This is a genomic window from Ignavibacteriota bacterium, assembly GCA_013285405.1.
In the GTDB taxonomy this organism is placed as follows: domain Bacteria; phylum Bacteroidota; class Ignavibacteria; order Ignavibacteriales; family Ignavibacteriaceae; genus IGN2.
Genome location: CP053446.1, coordinates 1,108,695 through 1,133,222 on the forward strand (window position 1 = coordinate 1,108,695; position 24,528 = coordinate 1,133,222).

Annotated in this window: 22 protein-coding genes; 12 read left to right on the plus strand and 10 right to left on the minus strand. The window is 34.5% G+C overall.

Annotated features, from left to right (window positions below):
- Nucleotide 1 precedes the first annotated feature (1 nt).
- Nucleotides 2-1,252, minus strand: coding sequence for an ATP-dependent Clp protease ATP-binding subunit ClpX (gene clpX, locus HND39_04770; GenBank protein ID QKJ95645.1), 1,251 nt, complete (start codon nt 1,250-1,252; stop codon nt 2-4).
- A complete protein-coding gene (locus HND39_04775) occupies nt 1,253-3,091 on the minus strand; it encodes a tetratricopeptide repeat protein (GenBank protein ID QKJ95646.1) in 1,839 nt (612 codons plus the stop codon).
- 148 nt (nt 3,092-3,239) lie between these two features.
- Here HND39_04775 and HND39_04780 point away from each other — a divergent pair, with 148 nt between their 5' ends.
- From HND39_04780 to HND39_04800, 5 genes are all read left to right on the plus strand, one after another.
- Nucleotides 3,240-4,382, plus strand: coding sequence for a 1-deoxy-D-xylulose-5-phosphate reductoisomerase (locus HND39_04780; protein QKJ95647.1), 1,143 nt, complete (start codon nt 3,240-3,242; stop codon nt 4,380-4,382).
- Between the two features lie 18 nt (nt 4,383-4,400).
- A complete protein-coding gene (gene rseP, locus HND39_04785) occupies nt 4,401-5,756 on the plus strand; it encodes an RIP metalloprotease RseP (GenBank protein ID QKJ95648.1) in 1,356 nt (451 codons plus the stop codon).
- Between the two features lie 209 nt (nt 5,757-5,965).
- On the plus strand, nt 5,966-6,274 hold the full coding sequence (locus tag HND39_04790; GenBank protein ID QKJ95649.1) for a hypothetical protein: 309 nt from the start codon (nt 5,966-5,968) through the stop codon (nt 6,272-6,274).
- Complete coding sequence (locus HND39_04795) at nt 6,226-7,104, plus strand: histidine kinase (protein ID QKJ95650.1); 879 nt, start codon at nt 6,226-6,228, stop codon at nt 7,102-7,104. The genes HND39_04790 and HND39_04795 overlap by 49 nt, the downstream gene beginning before the upstream one ends.
- Before the next feature lie 12 nt (nt 7,105-7,116).
- Nucleotides 7,117-7,836 carry a response regulator gene (locus HND39_04800; GenBank protein ID QKJ95651.1) on the plus strand — a complete coding sequence of 240 codons (720 nt, stop codon included), beginning with the start codon at nt 7,117-7,119 and terminating at the stop codon, nt 7,834-7,836.
- Nucleotides 7,837-8,010: 174 nt separating this feature from the next.
- Here HND39_04800 and HND39_04805 read toward each other — a convergent pair whose 3' ends face one another.
- Nucleotides 8,011-9,951 (minus strand): TonB-dependent receptor plug domain-containing protein, encoded by a 1,941-nt coding sequence (locus HND39_04805; GenBank protein QKJ95652.1) that lies wholly within the window; start codon nt 9,949-9,951, stop codon nt 8,011-8,013.
- A 232-nt stretch (nt 9,952-10,183) separates the two neighbouring features.
- Between HND39_04805 and HND39_04810 the strand changes: the two genes are divergently transcribed.
- The 5 genes from HND39_04810 (at nt 10,184) to HND39_04830 (ending at nt 15,188) form a co-directional block, all read left to right on the plus strand.
- Entirely contained in the window at nt 10,184-10,465 is a 282-nt protein-coding gene (locus tag HND39_04810; protein ID QKJ95653.1) for an HU family DNA-binding protein, read from the plus strand.
- Between the two features lie 127 nt (nt 10,466-10,592).
- Nucleotides 10,593-10,751, plus strand: coding sequence for a hypothetical protein (locus HND39_04815; protein ID QKJ95654.1), 159 nt, complete (start codon nt 10,593-10,595; stop codon nt 10,749-10,751).
- A 108-nt stretch (nt 10,752-10,859) separates the two neighbouring features.
- The gene (locus HND39_04820; protein ID QKJ95655.1) at nt 10,860-13,250 is read left to right on the plus strand and encodes a hypothetical protein; all 2,391 of its coding nucleotides are present in this window, start codon (nt 10,860-10,862) and stop codon (nt 13,248-13,250) included.
- Nucleotides 13,250-13,792, plus strand: a complete 543-nt coding sequence (locus tag HND39_04825) for a DUF1697 domain-containing protein (protein QKJ95656.1) — start codon at nt 13,250-13,252, stop codon at nt 13,790-13,792. The genes HND39_04820 and HND39_04825 overlap by 1 nt, the downstream gene beginning before the upstream one ends.
- A 166-nt stretch (nt 13,793-13,958) precedes the next feature.
- On the plus strand, nt 13,959-15,188 hold the full coding sequence (locus HND39_04830) for a hypothetical protein (protein ID QKJ97885.1): 1,230 nt from the start codon (nt 13,959-13,961) through the stop codon (nt 15,186-15,188).
- Here HND39_04830 and HND39_04835 read toward each other — a convergent pair.
- The 4 genes from HND39_04835 to HND39_04850 are packed head-to-tail and all read right to left on the minus strand — an operon-like array spanning nt 15,185 to nt 20,154.
- Nucleotides 15,185-16,201 (minus strand): DUF4922 domain-containing protein, encoded by a 1,017-nt coding sequence (locus HND39_04835; GenBank protein ID QKJ95657.1) that lies wholly within the window; start codon nt 16,199-16,201, stop codon nt 15,185-15,187. The genes HND39_04830 and HND39_04835 overlap by 4 nt on opposite strands.
- On the minus strand, nt 16,201-17,679 hold the full coding sequence (locus tag HND39_04840; protein ID QKJ95658.1) for a glycosyltransferase family 2 protein: 1,479 nt from the start codon (nt 17,677-17,679) through the stop codon (nt 16,201-16,203). The genes HND39_04835 and HND39_04840 overlap by 1 nt, the downstream gene beginning before the upstream one ends.
- A gap of 6 nt (nt 17,680-17,685) precedes the next feature.
- Nucleotides 17,686-18,801 carry a glycosyltransferase family 4 protein gene (locus tag HND39_04845; protein QKJ95659.1) on the minus strand — a complete coding sequence of 372 codons (1,116 nt, stop codon included), beginning with the start codon at nt 18,799-18,801 and terminating at the stop codon, nt 17,686-17,688.
- A 9-nt stretch (nt 18,802-18,810) separates the two neighbouring features.
- Nucleotides 18,811-20,154, minus strand: a complete 1,344-nt coding sequence (locus tag HND39_04850; GenBank protein ID QKJ95660.1) for a SpoIID/LytB domain-containing protein — start codon at nt 20,152-20,154, stop codon at nt 18,811-18,813.
- A gap of 150 nt (nt 20,155-20,304) precedes the next feature.
- On the opposite strand from HND39_04850, the gene rocF reads away from it, so the two are divergent.
- Both rocF and HND39_04860 read left to right on the plus strand, forming a co-directional pair.
- On the plus strand, nt 20,305-21,228 hold the full coding sequence (rocF, locus tag HND39_04855) for an arginase (GenBank protein QKJ95661.1): 924 nt from the start codon (nt 20,305-20,307) through the stop codon (nt 21,226-21,228).
- Nucleotides 21,228-21,725 (plus strand): hypothetical protein, encoded by a 498-nt coding sequence (locus tag HND39_04860; protein ID QKJ95662.1) that lies wholly within the window; start codon nt 21,228-21,230, stop codon nt 21,723-21,725. The genes rocF and HND39_04860 overlap by 1 nt, the downstream gene beginning before the upstream one ends.
- 61 nt (nt 21,726-21,786) lie before the next feature.
- On the opposite strand, the gene HND39_04865 is transcribed toward HND39_04860, so the two are convergent.
- From HND39_04865 to HND39_04875, 3 genes are all read right to left on the minus strand, one after another.
- Entirely contained in the window at nt 21,787-22,485 is a 699-nt protein-coding gene (locus HND39_04865) for a hypothetical protein (protein ID QKJ95663.1), read from the minus strand.
- A gap of 4 nt (nt 22,486-22,489) precedes the next feature.
- Nucleotides 22,490-23,065 (minus strand): sigma-70 family RNA polymerase sigma factor, encoded by a 576-nt coding sequence (locus tag HND39_04870; protein ID QKJ95664.1) that lies wholly within the window; start codon nt 23,063-23,065, stop codon nt 22,490-22,492.
- 188 nt (nt 23,066-23,253) lie between these two features.
- Nucleotides 23,254-23,526: an energy transducer TonB gene (locus HND39_04875; GenBank protein ID QKJ97886.1), complete on the minus strand. Its 273-nt coding sequence runs from the start codon at nt 23,524-23,526 to the stop codon at nt 23,254-23,256.
- Between the last annotated feature and the right edge of the window lie 1,002 nt (nt 23,527-24,528).

Here is a 24,528-nt window from a genome sequence, read left to right on the forward strand (position 1 = left end):
ATTACGCTGACTTCTTCTCCGCTTTTATAAAAATTGGCTCTTCACCTTTTTCAACAACGTCACGGGTAATAACACACTTGCTGATTTCCTTATTATTAGGAAGCTCATACATAATATCAAGCATAAAATCTTCTACAATTGACCGAAGTGCTCTTGCACCGGTTTTTTTAATCATTGCTTTTTCGACAATTGCATCGAGTGCAAACTTATCAAACTCAAGTTCAACACCTTCCATCAGAAATAATTTTTTGTATTGTTTGAGAATAGCATTCTTTGGATCTGTTAAGATACATCTCATTGCAGTTTCATTCAGATGGTGAAGCGGTGCAACTATCGGGATTCTTCCGATAAGTTCAGGAATCAAACCAAACTTAAGCAAATCTTCCGGCTGAATAAATTTCAGGAGTTCTTCTTCATCATTTTTAGCTTTTACATCTCTTGCAAAACCCATTTTATTTTTATTGATCCTTGCAGCAATAATTTTATCAATGCCGTCAAATGCACCACCGAGAATGAAAAGAATATTTTTTGTATTCACATTAATAAGACTTTGCTCAGGATGTTTCCTGCCTCCTTTTGGTGGAACTCCGGCAATCGTTCCTTCAAGTATTTTAAGAAGAGCTTGCTGAACGCCTTCTCCGGAAACATCTCTTGTTATCGACGTACTTTCACTTTTTCTTGCAATCTTATCAACTTCATCTATATAAACGATTCCTTTCTGTGCTCTGTCGAGATTATAATCAGCAGCCTGCAGCAGATGAACAAGAACTGTTTCAACATCATCTCCAACATATCCGGCTTCAGTCAAAGTTGTTGCATCCGCAATTGCAAATGGAACATCAAGAATTTTTGCCAGGGTTTGCGCAAGCAGCGTTTTACCAACTCCGGTTGAACCAATAAGCATTATATTACTTTTTTCTATTTCAACATCTTCCAATTCAAAAAATGTTGAACGCATGCTAATTCTTTTATAATGATTATAAACCGCAACCGAAAGAACTTTCTTTGCTCTCTCCTGACCTATTGCATATTCATCAAGCTGCTTTTTTATTGATTCCGGCGTTTGAGAAATTTTTTCTTTTTTCGCTGGGTTCTGGTACGTTGCTAAATTATTCTTTAGTATATCAACACTGCTTGCAATGCAGAAATCGCAAATGTAAACATCTGGTCCGGCAATCATTCCTCCGACTTCATGACCTTCTCTTCCACAAAAAGAGCATCTGACAATTTTCTGTCCCTGTTTTTTATTCATTTAAGTTCCGGGTTTATTTTGTAAAGTTAAAATCTGTGTCCTGGCATCCTCAGTATAAATTGATTTCGGATAATCAGCTAAAAGCTTTTGATAAAATTCTTCTGCCTTACTTAAATTTTTGATACCATATTGATTGATTTTCCCTAGCAAATATACGGCTTTGTCAGCATAGATATTTTTTTCACCTTCAGATGAAACTGCTTCAAGAACAACCACAGCCTCAGTATAATTATCAACTGCAATCAGCATTTCAGCGTATTTGATTGATGAAATCGTATGAAGAACAAATGCTTGTTTGTTGTCAGCCAGCTTTTTATAAAGCTCTGAAGCTTCCGAAAACTTCTTTTGCTCAGCTAAAAATTCAGCCTGAGAATAAGTTACAAGGTTAGACGAATCATTCATCTGAGGGTTCAGTAATAGTAATAGTTCAAGAGCATCATTAGCTGAATTGTCCTTCAGATTTGTTACTACCTTCGATAAATTCTTTTTTGCTTCATCAAAATCACCCCGAAAAAAATTCACTTTTGCTAATTTGTATGTAGCCTTGTTTTTTTGTTCATCGCTTGCATTCATCAAGTTGAATAGTTGATTATAATCATTTCCGGCTTCATCAAGTTTACCTTCAATGACAGCAATATTTCCAAGCTCAAGATATGCGTCTGCAGAACTTTTTGACAGTGGCGCTTCTTTGACTATAGTTTCAAGTAGTTTTCTCGCTTCATCGTATTGATTTAAAAGATAAAATTTTATTACGGCACTTCTTAGAATACTTTCATAAGCAGGTTCAGAATGCCGGTATAAATTAATTATTACATTAAAAGCCTCTAAAACTTCTTTGGTTTGGGTTGATTCAAATTTCTTAAACGGGAAAAATTTTTTCCATGTGGGAATAGTCTTTTCATAATTCTGGAATAATGAAGCTTCCAGCGAACGTGCGTATCCGAGTGATGCCTGAGAATTTATCGGTGAATCAGGATACTCGCTGGTTATTTTTTTAAATATATCGGCTGCTAATTTGTACTCTTTTTCTGAAAACATCTGTCTCGCAAAATTATATAATTCCGTTCCCTTGCTTGATTGAGCTTCATCTATGTAAAGATAAATTTCATAAGCTTTTTGATAATCTTTTTTTTCCGAATATAATCTCGCAAGGATAAATGAATAACTAAGATTATTTTTATCTGAACAATCCTCTATCGCTTTAATCATTTCATCAAGTGCGCCGGGACGATTTATTGTTTCAAAGATTTTAGCTTCAACAACCTGCCGTTGTGCGGGCTGAGTTGCAAGAATCAGACAGTATTCTTTTGCAGCTTTATCGAACTGCATGGTGAGTGAATAAAGATGTGCAAGATCAAATGAATAAATCAGTTTATCTTCTGAAGCTTTCTTACCCTTTTCGTACAAATCGATTGCAATCTCAAATGCTCTTCTTTCCAAAACATAATTTCCGATCACTCTGTAAAAAATAGGATTGACTTTCCCGGATTTAAATGGCTCATTCCAAACTTCGACCGCTTTTTCTTCGTTGCCCATCAAATAATAAGTTGAGCCAAGCATTCCGTAAGTTTCAATATCGTCAGGACTTTGTTTAATTCTTTCATCAAGAATATTTACCAGGGCAGCGTAATTTTTTAACTGTATGTAAACCCTGTAAAGAGCATTTATATATTGCGGATTTACCTGGTCCATTTGATACAATTCTTCATAAATCTTCGCTGCAGAATTGTAATCTCCAATCTGCTCATAGCTCTGCGCTAAAGAAAGTTTTTGTTCAACTCTTTGCTGAGCTTGAAGTGAAATGATGAATAATATCACAATTATTATTGTAATTTTCATTTTCATACCGATGCAAAATAAGAATTTATTAACCGCTTTCAAGGTCAATTTATAGTTAATAACCGATACATTATAACAATCAGGCGGACAAAAAATCCATTGAAAATATTCCTCAGAATTAAGCTGGTTTTAAGTATTTTTGACCTCAATGAAAAAGGTTTTTATACTTGGTTCAACCGGTTCTATCGGAATAAATTGCCTTAATGTAATAAGTAATCTGAAAGATGAATTTAAAGTAACCGGACTTACAGTAAACTCAAATACTGATTTATTGCTTGAACAGATTAAATTGTTTAAGCCTGAAGTAGTTGCTGTAAAAGATGAACAATGTGCAAAAAATATATCGGGAAAAATTCCAAAGAACTGCAATTTGCTTGTCGGCGAGGATGGATTAGTTAAAGCTGCTGTTGAGGCAGAGTATGATATTTTTATGGGAGCGATGGTAGGATTTGCCGGTTTAGCTCCAACTATTGAAGCTGTTAAAAGAGGAAAACGAATTGCACTTGCAAATAAGGAAACACTTGTTGTTGCTGGCGAAATCGTAACTGACTTATGCAGAGCGAATGGTTCCGAAATAATTCCGGTTGATTCTGAACACAGTGCAATCTACCAGTGTCTTGTTGGTGAAAATTTAAATAAAGTTGAAAAATTAATTCTCACTGCTTCAGGCGGACCTTTTCGCGAAAAAGACAAATCATTTTTTGAATCCGCAACTGTTGATGAAGCACTCAACCATCCAAACTGGAAAATGGGAAACAAGATAACTATCGATTCAGCAACAATGATGAACAAAGGTCTGGAAGTTATTGAGGCACATTGGTTGTTTGGATTACCGGCAGATAAAATTGAAATAGTAATTCATCCTCAGTCAATTATTCATTCGATGGTTCAGTTTGTGGATGGTTCCATGAAAGCACAAATGGGTCTGCCTGATATGAAATTGCCAATTCAATATGCATTAACTTTTCCGGAAAGAATGAAGAATCAATTTGAAAGAACAAATTTGTCTTCTATCAGTTCATTGACTTTTTATGAGCCTGATTTTTGTAAATTTGAATGTCTGAAACTTGCTTTCGATGCATTGAAATCTGGCGGAACTGCCGCTTGTATTTTGAATGCTGCAAACGAAGTGGCGGTAGGTAAATTTTTACATAAAGAAATTAAGTTCTCACATATTTCCTTGTTAATAAAAAAAGCTTTGGATAAAATTGAAAACAAATTATCGCCCGATTTAAAAACAATATTTGAGTGTGACAGAGTCACCAGAGAATTTGTAATGAAGCTAACTTAAAATGGAGAAACTCTTTTAATGGATTATATAATTTATTTTGCGATTACAATTGGAATACTTGTGTTTATCCACGAGCTTGGACATTTCCTTGCTGCGAAATCTTGCGGGATGCGTGCCGATGTTTTCGCGATTGGATTTGGTAAAAGACTTTTTGGATACAATAAAAAAACTGGATTCACATTCGGAGATCTGCCAAAAGATTTTGATGGTGAAGGAAATACAGATTACAGATTATCACTACTTCCACTTGGCGGATATGTTAAAATTGCAGGAATGGTTGATGAAAGTTTTGACACAGAATTTGCAAACAAAGAACCTCAGCCATACGAATTCCGATCAAAAAATTTCTGGCAGAAGACTTTTGTAATAAGCGCCGGAGTTTTGATGAACTTACTTCTCGCTGTTATTATTTTCTGGGGAGCGAATTTTTTCAAAGGGAAACCTGTTACACTAACAACCACTGTCGGTTATGTTCGAACAGACAGTGCTGCAGATTCGATTGGATTTATGAAAGGTGATATTATACAATCTATAAATGGCGTAAAGGTTGAAAACTGGGATGAAATCAGAAATGAAATTTATATAAACACAATCGGTGAAGATCTTACCGTAAAAGTTTTACGGAACGGCGTGGAAGAAAATATATTCGTTCCCCGCAAAATGATTCCGGATATTGAAAAGCAGGGAGAGATGATTGTGCCTGAAGGATTCAAACCTTACGTTGCTGACGTAATGAAAGATTCACCTGCTGAAAAAGCTGGTCTGCTTTCCGGTGATATTATTTATTCTGTAAACGACAAAGTTTTGGGAGGTTCATCAGAGTTCATTGAAATTGTTTCAAAGAATGCTGGTGTTGAACTACAAACAAAAGTTGTTAGAACAAATGACACTTTAACTCTCGCTGTAACTCCCGGTAGTGATGGAAAAATCGGAATTGCAATCAACGATATTTTTGAAGGAAAGTCGGAGTATAAAACATTTGGATTTTTTGAATCGTTTTATGTTGCTGGTGTTGATCTCGTTAATCTAACAAAAGTTACATTCAGTGTTGCAGGTAAAGTTATCGGCGGACAGGTTGAATTCGGAAAAGCTTTTGGCGGACCAGTACGTATTGCGCAGCTTGCAGCAAAATCTGCTGATGTCGGTTTTGAAAGTTTTCTTTTCTTTCTTGCAGTTCTAAGTCTCAGTCTTGCAATTATTAATATTCTTCCTTTTCCTGTTCTTGATGGCGGACATTTAGTGATGATTATTATCGAAACAATTACAAGAAGAGAAATTCCCGTTAAAGTAAAAATTGCAATTAACAACACCGGTTTTGTTCTTCTGTTACTTCTTATGGCATTTATAGTTTATAATGATATACTTTCGTTGTAAATAAAAGGATTTGTAGTAAAACAGAAAACAGGTTAAACCCTTCCATCACTTTATTTAACCTGTTATAAAAATTTATCTGCCGCTCACCGGTTAACTCAATAATTTTGATTTATAAAACTGACAAGCCCCGTGAAGTAAACGGGGCTTACTTGTCCTGTCCGCGCATTTTCGGGAAGGATTTATCTTGACAAACAATAAGATTATATTTGATGAGAAGTGAGAAAAAAATAAACGCAGGTTTACAGGAAAGTTTAAAAGGGCAGCACCCTTCAAAAGAAATGAGATTAAGTCGCAAACAAATTTATTGGGTCAGTCAGATTTTCGGCTGGTACTTTTTTGTAGGGATAAACCTGTTCATCATCTCTTCATTCGAAGAAATAAGCTGGCAGAGAATTTTAGTCTGGATATTTCTAGGTTTGTTAGGAATTTTCTTCACACATCTTCTTCGCAGAGTAATCAGAAAAAATAATTGGCTTTCACTTCCACTGAAAAATACTATCCCAAGAGTTCTGATCTGATCGCAAGTATAATTACCGGAATTATTATTTATTCTCTCGTTTTTACTGCAAGTTATTTCGTTGGTACGTTCAAACAAGATGAATATAATGTTGCAAGAGCAATTGCAGGAATTACAAACACCAGCATACTTATTCTTCTATGGAGCCTGATTTACTTTATTGTTCACTACATGGAGAATTACAAAAAGAAAGAGATTGAATCTCTGATATGGGAAGCTGCCGTGAAAGATTACGAATTGAAAACATTGAAGTCACAGTTGAATCCGCATTTTATGTTCAATGCGATGAACAGCATTCGTGCATTGATAGAAGAAGACCCTGAATCAGCAAAAGTCGCAATAACAAAATTATCAAACATTCTTCGCTATTCTTTGCAGATGGAAAGAATGGAAAAGGTTCCGCTTGAAGACGAAATTGAAACGGTAAAAAATTATCTTGATCTTGAAAGAATTAGATTTGAGGACAGACTTAAATACAAACTTGATATTGATCGCGATACCCACAAAGTTGAAATACCACCTATGATGGTTCAAACACTTATTGAGAATGGTATAAAGCATGGAATTGCAAAACGAACTGAGGGCGGTGAAGTTCAGTTAAAAACAAAAATGATTACAACATCTGATGGTCCAAAATTAAAAATTGAAATCCGGAACAGCGGTCACTTCAGTGAAGAGCAATTAAAAAGTTCAAATGGATTTGGAGTCAGCAACACGAAACACAGACTCAATCTTCTCTTCGGCGATGATGCTCATTTTTCAATTTTTAATGAAAACGGAGACAAGGTTCTCGCAGAAATAGAAATTCCGATCACAAGTCAAAATAATTAATAGGGAAATTTAATGAAAGCTTTAATAATTGATGACGAAAGATTAGCACGCACAGAATTAAAAAGACTTCTTACACCTTTCAAAGATTTACAAATTGTCGGTGAAGCAGTAAATGCAGAAGATGCGCTCGAAAAAATTAACGAGCTGAAACCAGATTTGATTTTTCTGGATATTCAGATGCCCGGTAAAACCGGATTTGAATTGTTAGAAGAATTAGACAGCGTTCCGGTAGTTGTTTTCACAACTGCGTATGATGAATATGCATTAAAAGCATTTGAATACAATGCACTCGATTATCTGTTGAAGCCAATTGAACCAAAACGACTTGAAGAAACAGTAAACAAGTTGATTGAAAAGACCAGAAAGAAAGTTGCTGTTGAAACTGATAAAGAAATCCTTACAGAAAGTGACCAGGTTTTTGTTAAAGATGGTGATCGCTGCTGGTTTGTGAAATTGGAAAAAATAAGATTACTTGAATCAGAGGGAAATTATGTTCGGCTTTTCTTTGAAGACAACAAACCACTAATTCTTCGCACACTAAATTATCTCGATGAAAGACTTGACACTAAAGTGTTCTTCCGCGCAAACAGGAAACACATTATCAATCTAAAATGGGTTGATTCAATCGAACCGTGGCTGAACGGCGGATTACTTGTTAAACTGAAAGACGGTCACAAAGTTGAAGTCTCACGAAGGCAGGCAGTTAAGTTTAAAGATATGCTAAGTCTTTAATGATTTGTCATTCCGGACTTGATCCGGAATCTATAGTTGAATAATAAATATCGAACTTCGAATATCGAATTCTGAAGTATAAAGTTCTTTGAATGAAGATTAACGATTTTTGATTTAAGAAATGTCTCTATATTCTCCCCCTTTGGGGGAGACACAGAGGGGGCCGTGACTACTCTAATTAAACAACTCCCACGCTAAACCGAATTTAATATTTCTTTCCGGCATTGGATAATAAGGAGTGATGTAGTATTCATTGCCGAACAAATTCTCCCACTGAAAATAGAAGATCGCAACTTTTTTTATCTCACCTGCTAAATTAAAATCGAGTTTGTTTGTTGGTTCAACACTCCCAACACTACCCCAATAATCGAATGCTAAATCAGTTTTCCCCTTATAGTAAAATTTAAGTCCTGCTTTTAAATCAAGATTGGTATTAAAGAATAAATCGTTGATATAAAGTCCTCCAACAAATTGCCACTCGGGTAGATTAACGGTTCTCATTTCATCAATTTCGAAATAGTAAGATGTGTTTGTTTCCAATAACAGGATCCAAAATTTATAATTAAGTATTAAACCTAAACCTTTAACCGTTTGTATATAAAACCTCCAAGGAGGAATAATTTCAAGATGGCTTTCATAAAAGTGTTCATTATAAAAATATTTCGCATCAAATAGCAATTGCGAATTTTTATAACGAGTGCCTATTTCAAAAGCGGGAACATTTTCTTCTTCGGAGCGACTTTCTCTTAATGAGTAGCCAACATACAACGATTGATCATATTCAGGTAAAAATATTATATCAGCACCAATACCATTTAATCTAATTTCTTGTTTGTCCCAGTAATCAACTTCGTCCCAATAGTTTTGCTTATAGTATATGGATGTTTGAATATAATTATTAAAAAATGCTGCAGTCAGAACACCACCAAAGCTGAATCGTTTGAAAGTATCACTATTTAAATAATTATCTTCTACCCAATATAACTCACTATTTGTACTCTCATAATCACCCAACACCTGCAAAGTAAAAATGCTTAATGTCTGTAAATAATTAATCACCGTGCCAAAAGATTTGTTTGTATAATCTCGTCCAAAATTCAAACTATCTCTTATATTACGATATTCATCAAGTCCATATCGGTAATAAACTGTTAAATCCAACTGAGAATTATCAAACGGTTTTGCAAGCGTTCTTAACCCAACATTATGCTGCATTATATCAAGTTTCTGATTTGGATAAACAACCGGTGCGAAAATCGGATCATAAAGATCAGCGTTCGGATCATCAGAGCTTCTTGAAAGACTGTCATAATCAACTCCGCCGTTCAGACCTTGCTCTTTATCAACATAATAATAATATGCCTGGAGATTTACTGAGTTCGATAAAAAATATTTCAGCTTTGTGTTAAACTGCCAGAGACTTAAATCAGTATTCGCGTAAGTTTCATCTTTTGATCTGTTCGTCAATTGAAATGAGTAATTCCATCTTTTCGCAATCATAGCAGAAAATTTTCCATCAATCATTGCCTCGCCATCAGGGCCCTGATAATACTTGATTCTTGCATAAGGTACCGGAGGGATAAAGTCCCGTGTAATGAAATTAACTGTTACCGGATTGTTGTATGGTCCATACAAAAAGCCGCGCGGAGAAGGAACAATTTCAATCGAATCAATATTTTCACTTTGTATGAGGTTAAGGTCAAGCGAGTTTGTGTAACGGTTATTCCAGAAAACTCCGTCCTGCAAATAGCTTATTCCACTATTTCCCACACCGTAAATAAAAGTTTCATTTGGATAGCCGATAAATCCAAAGTCCTTAATAAAATTCAAATTGAAAGATCTCAACAAATCACCTGCGTACCGGTAGTTTTCAAACAAAAAGGTTCTTTTACTGATAATCGTACTCACATCAGTCAACGGGATTCCCTGAATTGGTATAAGTGTATCAACAATAGCGTTTATTGTAATAGTCGAATCAGAATGTGCTGTTGAATCAACAATTCCAACAAAATTTGTATCAGAACTGGCTGAATTTTTAAGATTTAATAAGGAATCAACATCCTGAGGAAAGATAAAAGTTGTGAAAAGTACGAATGATGAAAGTAGTTTTAACATTAATTGTACTTTGAGAAAAATTCTTGAGTTAACATAGACAAGATAGAGAATAAAAAAAAGAGCGAAAAATCTTAACTGTAATATACTGAAGCCTCAGTGAAGCCAATTCTCATCCTGAGCCGTATTTACAGGGGTTTACTGGTAATTAATTTTAAAAAATAATTTTGTTTCAAATAAATATTAATTATTTTTCGCAGGTAATAATCAATAACATTTAATCGGAGGGATCAACATGGCTAAATCAATGACGAAGAGTCAAATCATTGCTCATCTTGCTGCCAAGACAAAAACCACAAAAAAAGTTTCAGCTCAGTTTTTAGATGAACTGGTAAAACTTTCATACAAGGAAGCAAAAAAAGAATTTGTATTACCAGGTCTTGGTAAACTCAAAGTTGCACAAAGAAACCAGAGAATGGGAAGAAATCCTGCCACCGGCGAATCGATTGTTATTCCGGCAAGAAAAGTTTTGAAATTCAGAGTATCAAAAGCAGCTAAGGATGCAATCCTGAAATAAGCCGGCATTTTTATTTTGTTTTTAGCGAAGGATAAGTAATTGTTCTTCGCTTTTTTATTTTATAGAAATTCTATGAACAATATTAGATAGAGAATTGATTTTTTGCGCTGAGTAGTTCAGAGATGTTTTGACCAGACACACACTCGCAGAACACAGACCTGATGATACGCACTTTCAGAAAAAAAGAATTGAAAAGAAGCTGATTGAGGCAACAAAAAGACTTCCAGCAGAAACAAAACTTATTTTACTTTCAGCGCCGACAGCTGTTGATGAACATCTAAAATAATTTTTCATTTAGATAAGGATTGTTATGATGTTTGAGGAATTTTTCATTTCATATCATTAACTTTGTTCAGCCAATCATAAATTATTGTTCAACTTAACTCCGGTTCAAATGAAAAATATTTTTTATCTCCCATTATTGCTTTTAATCATTTTCGGTTGCTCACAAAATCACACTAACAAGATCACAGATATAATCCAGCCAATCAATCTTGAAGAAGGAATTGAAAAGGAAGTTGTTATCAGCGATTTGTTTTATGCACCGAGTTACAATTTGACTTTCTCTCCAAATGAAAATCTGATTATCGTTCACGATACAGTAAATAACATTTTAAAGTTAAAAGCAAAAGAGGGTTTTACAGGGCTGGATCTTTTACAGTTCTCTTGTGATAACCAGCAATATTACATTCCATTCAAGCTTGAACCAAGAAAAAAATATCTTTTCTCTTATAAACCAAAAGGAAAACCAAAGCAGGTAAACTTATTTGGTCAATTCAATAGCTGGGACAGATCAAGTCTTCCTATGAGCGATGACGATAAAAACGGAATATTTGAGATAAGTATTCCACTCGATCCGGGCAGATATGAATACAAATTTTTTGTTGACAGAAAAGAATTGATTGATCCGCAAAATCCGGTTAAGGTTCCGAATGGTCTGGGAGATTATAATTCGGTTATCATTATTAGTTCGGATAATAAAGCCAGACTTTATCTTCATACTTTAAATTATGAAACCGACGACCAGTTAAAAGAGTACAATTACTATTATGAAAATCATTCATCTGGCAGCATCAATGAATCAAATATTGTTGCTTTACTTGATAATCAGATTATTAATCCAACATTGATTAAGGTCGATGGCAATAAAATAACTTTAATGTTCCATGACGATATAATCGAAGGAGAAAGATTAATAAGAATCGCAGTAAAGCAAAACGGAAAGTTTTCAAATATTCAATCAACGAGAATAATTGACGGTCAACCTATTAATAAAAAATCACCACAAAGCTGGTATGATGCAATAATATATTCACTTATGATTGATCGTTTCAGCAACGGTGATCCGACAAATGATAATCCCATAAAACACGATTCTCTTTTTTCTCCTGCAAATTATAACGGCGGCGATTTTCAGGGAATCATAAACAAAATAAACGAAGGTTACTTTAATCTGCTCGGAATTAACACTTTCTGGATTTCTCCGATAGTTGATAACACAAACAAAGCTTACCGTGAATATCCTCCACCACACAGATATTATACGGGCTATCATGGTTACTGGCCAATTTCATTGCAGGGAGTTGAAGAACATTTTGGAAGTTTAAATCTGGCAGAAGAGCTGATTAATAAATCACATAAAAATAAAATAAAAGTGCTGCTTGATTTTGTGGCTCATCATGTTCACGAAGAGAACCCGCTATGGAAAGAGCATCGTGATTGGTTCGGAGATCTTGAACTTCCAGACGGAAGAAAAAATCTGCGCCTCTGGGATGAATATCGTTTGACTACCTGGTTTGAACCATATATGCCCTCATTCGATTATACAAAATCGAAAGAAGCATTGGAAACAATGACAGATAATGCAATCTGGTGGCTGCAAGAAACTAACGCTGATGGATTCAGGCACGATGCAGTCAAGCATGTTCCGAATGAGTTTTGGCGTCTGCTCACAAAAAAGTTAAAAGAAAAAATCGAAGTGCCTGATCAGACTCAGGTTTTTCAAATCGGCGAAACTTTCGGGGGATTTGATCTCATTAGTTCATACGTAAACAACGGGCAATTGAATTCTCAATTCAATTTTAATTTGTACGATACAGCAATTCCGGTTTTTCTCAACCCGGAAATTTCATTTGAACTGCTCGACAACCAGATGCAGAAAACTTTTCAGGTATATGGCGTAAATCATTTGATGGGAAATCTTGTAAGCAGTCATGACAAAATTCGTTATATGGCGTATGCTGATGGAGATCTTGAAATAAATGACGGCAGAGCAAGTGAGTTTGCGTGGACAAATCCGCCAAAGGTTGACCATCCTTCAAGTTATGATAAACTCAAATTACATCTTGCATACATTTTAACAATTCCCGGAGTTCCTGTAATTTATTATGGTGATGAAATCGGAATGACCGGAGCTTCTGATCCTGATAACAGAAGGATGATGAGATTCGATAATGATCTGAATGAATATGAAAAGCAGACTTTCAAAGATGTGAGTAAAATAATTCACTCCAGAAGTGATCATTCATCATTACGTTACGGAGATTTCCTCACTCTTCAGGCGGATAAAAACATTTATGCTTATTTACGATCAGACTTGAACGAAAGGATACTTGTCATCCTGAACAAGAGCGAAAAGGAACAGCAAGTCAACCTTACTCTTCCGGATATTTATAACATAAAGACTGCAAACGATGTTATATCTGCTGATTCTTTTCAGGTTAAAGATGGTAGTATTTCCTTCGCTGTAAAAGGTATTGGGTACAGAATATTAAAATTAGAATAATGAAAAAATATATTGCATTGCTGAGAGGAATTAATGTAAGCGGACAAAAGCTAATCAAAATGTCCGAGTTGAGAACATTGTTTGAAAAAGCCGGTTTGCAGAATGTTCAAACTTACATACAAAGCGGAAATATAATTTTTTCAAGCAAAGAAAAATTATCCGGAAAAATTAGCCAGAATATTTCCTCGGCAATAAAAAAGAAATTCGGCTTTGACGTTCACGCAATTGTTTTGACTCCGGGAGAGCTTGATAAAGTGATTTTAAGCAATCCATTCATAAAAACGCAAAAGGAATCTGACAAACTTTATATCATTTTTCTTTCGTCAATTCCTTCAAAAGATAATGTTAACAGAATTATTGCTGCCGAATATTTTCCGGAAGAATATATCGTTGATGGGAAATGTATTTATCTTTTCGTGCCAAATGGCTATGGCAAAGCAAAACTAAATAATAATTTTTTCGAGAATAAACTTAAAGTTTTCGGAACTACAAGAAATTTAAAAACACTCAATGCATTAATTGAGTTAACTAAATTGCACTAAATCATTTAAGACGTTTTGTTAAGTTAACATTTGAAAATTAAATCATTATTTGATTTTAAAAGGAATAAAAGTGAAAAAAGTAATTTTGGGGATAATTGCTATCATACTTGTTGTAACCTGCAGCGAAAAAAAAGAACAGAGACTGAAAAGTGATCTCGAAATAAAAATGAATTCAATTGCCGAAGGATATGTTAAGCTGGTCCTCGAAGTTGGGAAATACGATCCGAACTTTGTTGATGCATATTACGGACCGAAAGAATGGAAACCCAAAGAGGGAAACATTCCATTTGATTCAACTGCAAATTTAAAATTAATCTCCTCTGCCGATTCTCTTTTAAATGAACTTGAACTGTTAAGTGAATACAATGCAACAGAACTTGAAACTCTCAGATATAGATATTTATACAAACAACTTTTTGCAGTAAAAACAAAAATTATTGTTTTAAATGGTTCCTTACTTCCGTTCAACCTTGAGTCAAGAGCTTTTTATGATGTTTCACCTCTTGAAACAGATGAAAAAATTTTTCAGAACATATTGGATGAACTTGACAAGATCCTGCCGGGTAAAGGTGATGTTATCGAAAGGTATTTAAACCTCAGGCACAAATTTGAAATACCAAAAAACAAAATTGCTGATGTGTTTGATGCGGCAATTAAAGAATGTAAAAGCAGAACAAGTAAGTTCATCAATCTGCCTGCTGGCGAAAAATTTAAAGTCGAATATGTAACCCAAAAACCATGGGGCGCATATAACTGGTACAAGGGAAACCTATTTAGTGTAATTCAAGTTGCAGTCGATTTTCCTGTTTACATTGATCGAGCCGTAGGACTTGCTGCGCACGAAGGATACCCAGGACATCATGTTTACAATATTCTTATGGAAAAAAATCTGGTGAAAGATAAAGGCTGGATGGAATACACTGTATATCCGCTTTACTCTCCTCAGTCTTTAATAGCCGAAGGATTAGCTGTCTATGGCGAGGAATTGCTTTTTCCGGGCAATGAGCGGAGAAGATTTGAAAAAGAGGTTTTGTTCCCAATTGCAGAGCTTGATACTGCTGATGCCGATGTGTATTTCAAAGCCCTTGAGCTGCAGGATAAACTTGATGGTTCATCAATTCTTGCTGCAAAAAATTATCTAAACGGTGATTGGACAAAAGAAGAAACTCTTGCCTGGATACAAAAGTTTCAGTTAATGACAAAAGAGAGAGCAGAGAAATATCTATCATTCATTGAAACATACAGAAGTTACGTTGTTACCTACCACACAGGTAATGTAATAATTAACAATTATATTGAAAGAAATGGTGGAACGAAGGATAACCTCGCACGGAAATGGGAACTTTTTAATGAGCTGAATTCAACTCCTCAAACACCATCAGGATTGATTGATTAACTTAGATCCTTTTTAATTTCTTCTTCCAGTAAAAGAAATGTCTTTTTATCAAGAGATACTTCATTAAATATTTGGCTGAGAATACTTTTATCAATCTTTATATAATCTTCTTCCCTGGGAGTAACTACAATTCCTCCAATATCAATTGCTGCCGGACTAATTAATATTTTTTCAGGATCATTTTTATAAAAACATTCTGGTCTGTGTTTGTTTCTCAAAAAAATTATCAGGTACCATCCAAAATCAATATGGTAAAAGCTTAAAATATTCATCATTGGCTCAGGATTAACACCGACAAGTTTTTGATAGTTTTTATAAATTAAGTGAAATGCTTTTTCAATTTCGAGTTTATCCATTGATTCAATAAAAATTATTTTTCTCAAACCATCATCAATAAAAGAAGTAGTAACAGATTCATCGTCCTGAACTATCCTGCCAAAATCATTTTTTAACTGCTGAATATCATTTTCAATAGGGATAAAATTTTTTGTTCCTGCCTGAAAATGAAGATGATCCGGTGCTGAAGCACCACAAGCAGGTCCATTATAAACTAAACAATAACAGGGAAACAAACTGCTAATTTCAAGAAACGAATTGATTGAATTAAATATTCTCTGAGGCTGGTGTTGAATTGAACTGATTGTAAAATGTTCTGGAAAAACAGGATACGGATTACACAAAAGAATGAAATCATCCGGCAGTAAAATTCCTTTTTGTTCATCAGGAAGATTTTCTAGACAAAGGAAGCACTTCCTTCTTTTTATTGTAGTGTCATCCACTTTCGCTGATGTTGATTTTATTCTTTCAGAGTTAAATTGAACTATCATCTTGAAACTGTCGAACCAAAAAGATTTTGTCTTTACTTTATCACGCATCTCATAATTATTCTTCATCAGCAGCCAATTACTCAACTGAGATTTAAACAAATATTCTGCTGCGGAAGAATAATCATGTTTATCGATTAAGAATTTAATCTGAGGATCTTCTAAAATTTTCTTTTCAATTAATCTCATCAGTGTGCTTTCCTGTTTATCGCCTGGCGAAGCTGAATTTCTTTTGTTCGGAGCGAATCTTTATAAAAATTATTTGCATTCATTTTCTCTATTGTTAAAGATGCATCTGTGTTTCCTTCCCATCTTCTGCAGAGATAAATAGGCTCATAAATTCTTCCAATTTTGTATTGACGGGAAACAGCCAAACCAACAGCATAATCTTCACCATAACTTACATTGGGAAATTTTATTTCTTTTATAATGGGAGTATAAAAAGCTCTCGGTGCGCCAAGACCGTTAATCCTGAGTGCATTGTTATGTCCGTTTTCATCCGTCCACTCACGATGATCAATCAGTCCGGGAGGTATTTCATTCAATTTGAAATCAGTGAGTTTATAACTACCGATGACCATCGCACAGTTTTCATCATAAAATTTATTAACGATTTTCTGCAGAGAATTTTCGCTTGAATATAGATCATCGCTATCAAGCTGCACAGCAAATTTTCCACATTCGGAGTGAAAGATCGCTTCATTCCAGCAGCCTCCGATTCCTAAATCAGTCCGTTCCGGAATAATATGAATAACGCGGTCGTCTTTTACAGTAATGCTTTTTATCTTTTCAGTTGTTCCGTCTTCTGAATAATTATCGACAACAATGACATTGAAATTAAAATTTGCTTTTTGATTTAAGACAGACTTTATTGCATCAGAAATTGTATTTACTCTATTCCTGACCGGGATTACTACTGATGCTTCATAAAGGAAAGAGCTGCTAAAATTAACTGGTTTTTTATTCCGGAAAGGAATAAATGAATTAATTTCTTCTAAATGATGAGTGAAAACTTTTTCCATTTCAATCTGCACTTCTCTGTTTCGTGGATCAACATAGTCGAACAGTTTATTTACTTCATCTTCATCGGAACTTAAAATAACAGAATAAAGTGGTTCGGGGATTCTGGTAACTTTAGCATATCTGGAAAGTGTAAGTCTTAAATCATACAACCCGGAATAACGTAACACTGTTTGTTGAACATACAAATTTTGCAGAAATCTTTTTGCAATACCTGTGTTGATTAAACAACAATAACCAAAATCAAAATCGTCTCTTACACTTCCCTGCTGATAATCAATTAATTGATGAAGAAAGAATTTATCTTTTTGCTTTTCATAATAATCTGAATAAATCCAACCTGAGTCCGATTGCTCTGCTTTGGAAATAAATTTTGCGATTGTGTCTTCTGTAATCTCAATCCGTCTGTTTCCATTAAGAAATAATAAATAAGTTGTTGATGCAGTTTCTATTATTTGGCGGATTATTTGATTTCCAAAAGGGTAATCAGTCTGGACTGAAGTATAATTGTTGCTATCAATTTTATTTTTATCAATAACTATAATTTTTTCAATGCTTGCTAAACTTTTTAAGCTATTAACTATTTGTTGTGATAAATCATAGTTGAACGAAAAGATTAGTGCTGTTATTTTTTGGTACGAGTTCATCGTTCGCTAAATATTTTCAGTTTCTTGTTCATAAATTTTCATAACTCTACCTGTTATTAAATCAATATCAAATTTTTCGACGACTCTTTTCCGGGCATTTTCACCAAACCTGATTCGTGTTTCAGCGGAATCAATTAACAATTTCAATTTAGTTTTAAGATCTTCAGCATTTTTATTTTCAAACAAATAAGATGTTACACCGTCAACAGCTATATCAAGCACACCCTCAGCATTTGAACATACTGAAGGTTTTTTCATTGCCATTGCTTCGACAAGTGCAATTCCAAACGCTTCTGAGTGAGATGGAAATGCAAATATATCCATTGCAGAAAATACTTCCGGTGTATCGCTGCGATAACCTGTAAATATCACATTGTTCAAACCAAATTCTCCTGCAAGTTGTTTTATCTTGTAAGCATACTCTGATTCACCTCTGCTGGCTTCTCCGACAATTAAAAACCTGAGATTGGAATATTCTCTGTTTAATTCTTTACAGGCAAGAAGAAATTCTTCGTGACCTTTACCTGGAGTAAATCTGGCAAGCATGCCAATGACAATTTCCTTTTCACCAATATTAAATTCATTTCTAACTTTGGAAGCATCCACTTTTTCGGGATTGAATCTATTAATATCTATACCATTAGAGATTACAATAACAGATTCGGGTTTCACCGGAGTTGTGTCTTGAACATTTTTTTTAATTGCTGTGCTGATAGCAAAAATCTTTTTTACTCTTTGATATAGATGCCTGTGTAAGAAATCTTTTTTAATTATAAACGAACCAACCTGCTTGGTAAGAAACAGAGGAATTTTCCTGTTGGCAAGTTCCAGTGCAGGAACAATCTGCCACAAGTCCTTTGATGCTTGTGTGTGAACTAAAGAATAATTATTCTGTTTTATCAGGAGTGCAAGTCTGATTGTGGTAAGCGGATGAAAATAACCGCTGGCTTTTACCGGATGAAGTATAATACCAAAATTATTAGCTTCAATATGAATTCTTGAATCTGCTGAACATATAAGTTCAACTTTGATATTTCTTTTTAAAAGCTGCTGGATTGAAGTGAGTGTAAACATTTCAAGTCCACCCCAACTTTTTGATAGGCAGGAATAAAGTATCTTCATTACAACTAATCAGTAAATTTTTTTCAACTCTGAATTTTTAAAATAATGCAGCAGAATTTCATCAAAGTTATAACCCATTTCCGCCATAACAGCAGCACCGATCTGGCACATTCCAACTCCATGTCCCCAACCAGCACCATATAAAACAAATTTTTCCGGTATATCTTTTCCAATTTTATTTACAATAAAAGCTGAACTGTATAAATGAGTTTTTGAAAGCAGCCTTCTTATCTCTAATTCTTTTCCAACAGTTAATGTTTTGTTTGTTCCAATAATTTTTAATTTAACAATTCTGGCTGAGTCACCGCGTTCTACAGGAATCAAATCAATAATATTCCCAAAATTAATTCCACTTTTCAGATTAATTAGTTCAGTAATTTCATTTTGAGTGTATTCAACTTTCCACCTGTAAAAATCTTTTGTCTCCCGGTCGTAATCCACAAGAATGTGAGAAAGAATTTTTTTATCAGAAGTATTGCAAAACACTATCGGTTTTTCTTTTATCCATTTTTCTGAATTGGATTCATCCGAAAAATCAAGGTTAAAATTTTCCGGTTCAAATTTGTAATCTACAATTGAAGTCAAATAAGGATGTCTTATCGGTTCCCAAACGTTTTCAAATGATTCAGTAATTCCACCGCAGCACTTTGAATATCTTGTATCACACACACTGCCACCGCTCAAAAGTACAATTCCTCGTGTTTGATCAATTGCGATGAAAGATGAATCTGAAATTATTTTCGTAACTCCCTGGAAACGCTGACAATGATCATCAGCACATACATCAAACAGATTGTGGTCCTCCCGATCATACCACTTTATCAATTCATCTTTTAATTCAAGAGAAGTTTCATGTATTTCTTTATCATCTTTTAACTTTTCTGATCTTTCAATTTGAGCGAGCACCCAGCTTCTTGCAATAACTGCCTGAGCTTTTAACAGCTCAACAGAACTTTTTGCGCTCATTTCTGAAGAAATCACACTCGTTAAATATCTTTCAATCGGAATATGATTTATTGCTACAATTTCATCTCCGGATTTGACAAGAATCAGCGAATAAATAAATCTTTGTTTCTCTTTTCGCTCCCAGTGAAATTTGCTTCCAATAATTACATCACGAAGAAGAAATGACTCGGATATCGGATCTGTTGGGATAAACTCTATCTGATTGAAACCTTCTATTTCATGTTTACTGCTTTTACAAAAGATTCTGTCATTCTTTAATTCAGCAGTATATACACCGCTGAAATTATCTCTGGAGCCAACTACCTGAAAATCACCGTACAATTCAAATCTTATTTTTTTATCGGTAAGAATACCAACGCTTATAAAAGGTTCTTCTTTGTATTGCATACTGCATTTAAGATGCTGATCTGAGTTAAACTTTATAATCTTTGAACAAAATATACTGAATAGTTTCGTCTGTTGAAGTGAACTTTTTGGACTATGTACTGCTTTATAATTATTTTGTCAATGCATATTGAATTAAATTCATCTTTAAGAATGAAAAGTATCATAAAAGAAAATGTTTCTATAATCGGATTTCCGATGGATCTTGGTGCAGATCGTCGCGGTGTAGATATGGGTCCTTCTGCTTTAAGAATTGCAGGGCTACAAGGCAAACTTGAAACATTAGGATACAAAGTTAATGATCTCGGTGATATAAAAATTGAAATAATGGAAAAACAAAAAATTAAAAATCCAAAATTGAAATATCTTGATGAGATTATTAAAACCTCAAGATTGCTGGCTGAAAAAGTAGAAAAAGTTTTAGAGAAGGGAGAATTCCCGCTCTGTCTCGGAGGAGATCATTCAATGGCACTTGGCACAATTTCAGGCATTGCCTCTTATTGTAAAAACAGAAAATTAAAACTTGGTGTTATCTGGATTGATGCTCACAGCGATTTAAATACAGATGAGACTAGTCCGTCTGGAAATATTCACGGAATGCCTCTTGCTGCTTTGCTGGGATTAGGTTCTGATGAACTTGTCAACTTCTTCGGGTTTTCACCGAAACTTCATCCGGAAAATTGTTCACTGATTGGAATCAGAAGTATTGATGAAGCAGAAAAAATCAATATCAAAAAACTTAATGTTCCGATTTATACAATGAATGATATAGACAAGCTGGGGATACACCGAATAATAGCTAAAGTGCTAAAACAATTCCGGGAAAAAGTAGATCATATTCATATTAGCTTTGATCTGGATAGTGTTGATCCTTCTGTTGCACCCGGAGTTGGGACTCCTGTTTCCGGTGGATTAAGTTATCGTGAAGCCCATCTGCTAATGGAAACAATCGCTGAATGTGGCTGCATGTCATCTTTAGAAATTGCTGAAGTTAATCCCATACTGGATCATAAAAATCAAAGCGCCGCTTTTACTTCAGAACTTGTAGCTTCCAGCATGGGACAGAGAATACTTTAATGCGACTGACTGAATTCATACTTACTATAATTTTATTCATTGTAATCTCTGCCTTACTTTCTTTTTGGGGAATTCTGTCTTTAACGATAAGTGATTTGCTTTCATATTCTTTGATAGCAGCAGGTATTTTAACTGTTTATGATCAATCGATCAAACAAAACGGTTTCCCCGTATTTATCGGCTCCGTCATTTTTCTTTTAGGAACTTACTTCTTAATCTCAGAAAATTTTTCTCTGAACCTTGGTGATGGAATTATCATACCTTTAGTCTTGGTTTTTGCTGGTGCAGGATTGTTAATGTTTTACATAGTAACTTCGATAAAAAAATATTTTCTGATAATTTCACTGGTTTGCTTATTATCGGGTATAATTTATCTTCTAATGAACAGCCGCTGGAATATTAAATCATTTCTGCACTCTGTGTTGCCGGTACTAAACTATCTCTGGCCAGCAATTATCATTCTGGCATTTCTGATTTTTCTTTTCCGGAAAAAATGACAGGATATTGAGTTGAAGTTATCCTGTAAGGCAGGTTTTAAAATTTATTTCTTGACGAATATTATTTAATAAAGAATATCACACCAATCAGTATCAAAGTAATGGCGAAAAAAATAAAACCCAGTAACCTGTTTTTCTTAATACTTTGTTTTATTGATTCAAATTCGTGTACTAAATAGGAATTAAAGTAGTCCTTTATAATCTTCTCAACCATCTCTTTATCTGGCGGATGTTTTGTAACAACGGATTCAGCAAAACCTCTTGTTTGCTGGAATATATTTTCGGTTTCACTTTTTTCCCTGAAGTTACTACTGATTTTAAATGAATCATCCTTTGCTAACGTTGGCTCAATTCCGCTAAATTGATTTGTCGATTCGGCTGCAACAGCAACACGCTCTTCAACTTCAACTTTTTCACCAACTTCAACTACTTCTCCGAATTCTGCTTTGGCTTCTATTTCAATATTTTCCTCAAGTGGTATAGCAACAGTTTCTAAAGCTTTTTTAACTTCTAATTTAGCTTTGATTTCGTCTCTTATATTGTAGAGTTTTAAAGCTGTTTTATCTTTCAGATCGCTGGCTGGAGTTAAAATTTCTAGAACAGATGGAAGAAGAGCCGTGATGTGCTGATATTCAGCAAGTTCTTTCCAGGGAAAATCATCATTAGTTAATTTAAGCGATTGCAAAGTTTCTCTGTCTTTTTCCTGCAGACAACTTAAAACCTCAAGCTTAATGAGCTCAACTATTTTTTTTCTTTCCATAAAACTACTTTACCTCTGAATGTTTCTGCATCAGATTTCCAATCGCAACCTGCAGCTTGGATTTAACTGTTACTGTTGGAATATTCAACTTTGCAGCTATCTCTCCCTGGTCCATCCCGCCATAGTAACTTAATTCGAGAACATATTTTTGTGCTTCGGTTAGACTATTTAATGCTTTCTCCATTCTGCTTTTATTACTCAAAACTTCTTCCAGTTCAATTGGATGAATTTCGGGAGATAGTTTCGGAAGAATGAATTCTTTTTCATAATCTTCTGAATACTCTGGCAGATTTTTTCCTAATTTTCTGTTCAATGCATCAACTGCTTTATTTCGTGCAATCGTTACCAGCCATGTATATATATTATTAGTAGTAAAATCGAATTGGTCAATATGTCTCCAGATAATCACAAATACATCCGAAAGGATTTCTTCAGCAGTTTCTCTATCGGTTACAATTTTTTTAATTAATGAGTATAGTAATGGGGCATATCTATCGTACAATTGCTCTAAAGCTTTTGAATCATAGCCTGCAACTTTGAACATAATTTCAGCATCTGTTAAGGTATTTCTTTCACTCAATTTCCATTCTCCTTATTCAGTTTTTTTGTATGAAAATCTAAATCAAATAGCCAAAAAAATGTAGCAATTTAAGTACCACATAATTTTCAAGCTTTAAATAGCTGTAATGCAGAAAAGACAGTAAAAATATCGACTAACGACCGATGGGTTGTTAAAATAACTGACAGAAAACTTTGAAAAATTTCTGTTTAAAGTTGAAACAATACTGAGACTGTAACTTGTACCTTGACTGGTTTTCCCCGTTGTTTACCTGGAGTAAACTTAGTTTTAAAAATAGCATCAAGTGCAGCTTCATCACATCCACCACCAATTCCTTTTACAACTTCAGCACTAATCACATTTCCATTTTCATCGATGAATGCTTTGACAAATACTTTTCCCTGAATCCCGGCTCGTTTTGCGATTTCAGGATACTGAATTAATTTTTGAATCCCCTGAAGACCACCAATCGGTTGAGGCATTTCTTCCACAGCAACAAAGTAGGTTGGCTCTTCATTTTCTTCAATTACCTCTTCAGGCAATGGAGCTGAAATTTCTTCTTTTTCTTTTACATCCAGTGTTGAAGAAATCTGTGTTGTTACAATCTGCTTTTCATCAATTGAATCAGGTACCTTTGGTGGTGCTTTGGGCAGTAAATTTTTGTTTTTGTTATTCAGTTCAGGTTCAGTTTTAGTTTCGGCTTTTGTTTCAACCTTATTTTCATTTTCGATTGTCTGAACATCAGAAGCAGATACCGAGCTTTCTGGTTCCTGGACATTATTATAGAAGAATTCCTCAACCGGTGCAGAAATAATATTTTCATCTACTTTTTTCTCAGTCAATGTTTTCTGCGTATCTGATTGATTAAATATGAAAAGGTAACCGAACAAACTCAATGAAACTACAAACAGGATTATTGAAACTATAACATATTTCTTAAGCCTTAAAGATGATGTATCTCTTTTTTCTATTTCATCATCAAATTCGACTTCAGAAACCTCAGGTAACTTTTCATTTTCTTGTGCTGCTTTGGTGATTTCAATTTTTACTGAATCTTCCCTGCTCACAGGAACTTTTGGTTTAACTTCTTCATACCCTGTAACTGATTTGTGCTGCGGCATTTGTTTAGATACAGCTAAAGATCCCCAGTCGATTTTATTCTTATTCAGAATTTCTTCCAGATGATCATTGTCGCTATGCTTTTCTCCTGAGTTAAAAATGTATTTGTTTGTCTGATTATTTGCAGCAATTGGAGTAACGATTTGACTGAGTTTATTTATCATTCTTTCTTTTGCAACTGCTGATGGCTGCTCTGTGATTTTTAATATTGATGGCAAAAGTGCAGATAGATTTTGAAATTCCGCCTGAATTTTCCAGGGAAAGTTTTCATCAGTCTCTTTTAGTAATTGCAAATTATTTCTGTCAGCAGCATCAAGCGAGCCAAGAACTTCAAGTGTTATTAACTCTATACTTTTTTTATTTTC

Excerpts from the sequence above, each read along its gene's own strand:
- HND39_04825 (QKJ95656.1), top strand. The coding sequence starts at position 13,250 with ATGAAAAAATATATTGCATTGCTGAGAGGAATTAATGTAAGCGGACAA.
- clpX (QKJ95645.1), bottom strand. The coding sequence starts at position 1,252 with ATGAATAAAAAACAGGGACAGAAAATTGTCAGATGCTCTTTTTGTGGA.
- HND39_04780 (QKJ95647.1), top strand. The coding sequence starts at position 3,240 with ATGAAAAAGGTTTTTATACTTGGTTCAACCGGTTCTATCGGAATAAAT.
- HND39_04775 (QKJ95646.1), bottom strand. The coding sequence starts at position 3,091 with ATGAAAATTACAATAATAATTGTGATATTATTCATCATTTCACTTCAA.
- HND39_04860 (QKJ95662.1), top strand. The coding sequence starts at position 21,228 with ATGCGACTGACTGAATTCATACTTACTATAATTTTATTCATTGTAATC.
- HND39_04850 (QKJ95660.1), bottom strand. The coding sequence starts at position 20,154 with ATGCAATACAAAGAAGAACCTTTTATAAGCGTTGGTATTCTTACCGAT.
- HND39_04865 (QKJ95663.1), bottom strand. The coding sequence starts at position 22,485 with ATGGAAAGAAAAAAAATAGTTGAGCTCATTAAGCTTGAGGTTTTAAGT.
- HND39_04800 (QKJ95651.1), top strand. The coding sequence starts at position 7,117 with ATGAAAGCTTTAATAATTGATGACGAAAGATTAGCACGCACAGAATTA.
- HND39_04845 (QKJ95659.1), bottom strand. The coding sequence starts at position 18,801 with ATGAAGATACTTTATTCCTGCCTATCAAAAAGTTGGGGTGGACTTGAA.
- HND39_04820 (QKJ95655.1), top strand. The coding sequence starts at position 10,860 with ATGAAAAATATTTTTTATCTCCCATTATTGCTTTTAATCATTTTCGGT.
- rocF (QKJ95661.1), top strand. The coding sequence starts at position 20,305 with ATGAAAAGTATCATAAAAGAAAATGTTTCTATAATCGGATTTCCGATG.
- HND39_04875 (QKJ97886.1), bottom strand. The coding sequence starts at position 23,526 with ATGCCTCAACCGATTGGTGGTCTTCAGGGGATTCAAAAATTAATTCAG.
- HND39_04830 (QKJ97885.1), top strand. The coding sequence starts at position 13,959 with ATGAATTCAATTGCCGAAGGATATGTTAAGCTGGTCCTCGAAGTTGGG.
- HND39_04835 (QKJ95657.1), bottom strand. The coding sequence starts at position 16,201 with ATGAGATTAATTGAAAAGAAAATTTTAGAAGATCCTCAGATTAAATTC.
- HND39_04790 (QKJ95649.1), top strand. The coding sequence starts at position 5,966 with ATGAGAAGTGAGAAAAAAATAAACGCAGGTTTACAGGAAAGTTTAAAA.
- HND39_04805 (QKJ95652.1), bottom strand. The coding sequence starts at position 9,951 with ATGTTAAAACTACTTTCATCATTCGTACTTTTCACAACTTTTATCTTT.
- rseP (QKJ95648.1), top strand. The coding sequence starts at position 4,401 with ATGGATTATATAATTTATTTTGCGATTACAATTGGAATACTTGTGTTT.
- HND39_04840 (QKJ95658.1), bottom strand. The coding sequence starts at position 17,679 with ATGAACTCGTACCAAAAAATAACAGCACTAATCTTTTCGTTCAACTAT.
- HND39_04810 (QKJ95653.1), top strand. The coding sequence starts at position 10,184 with ATGGCTAAATCAATGACGAAGAGTCAAATCATTGCTCATCTTGCTGCC.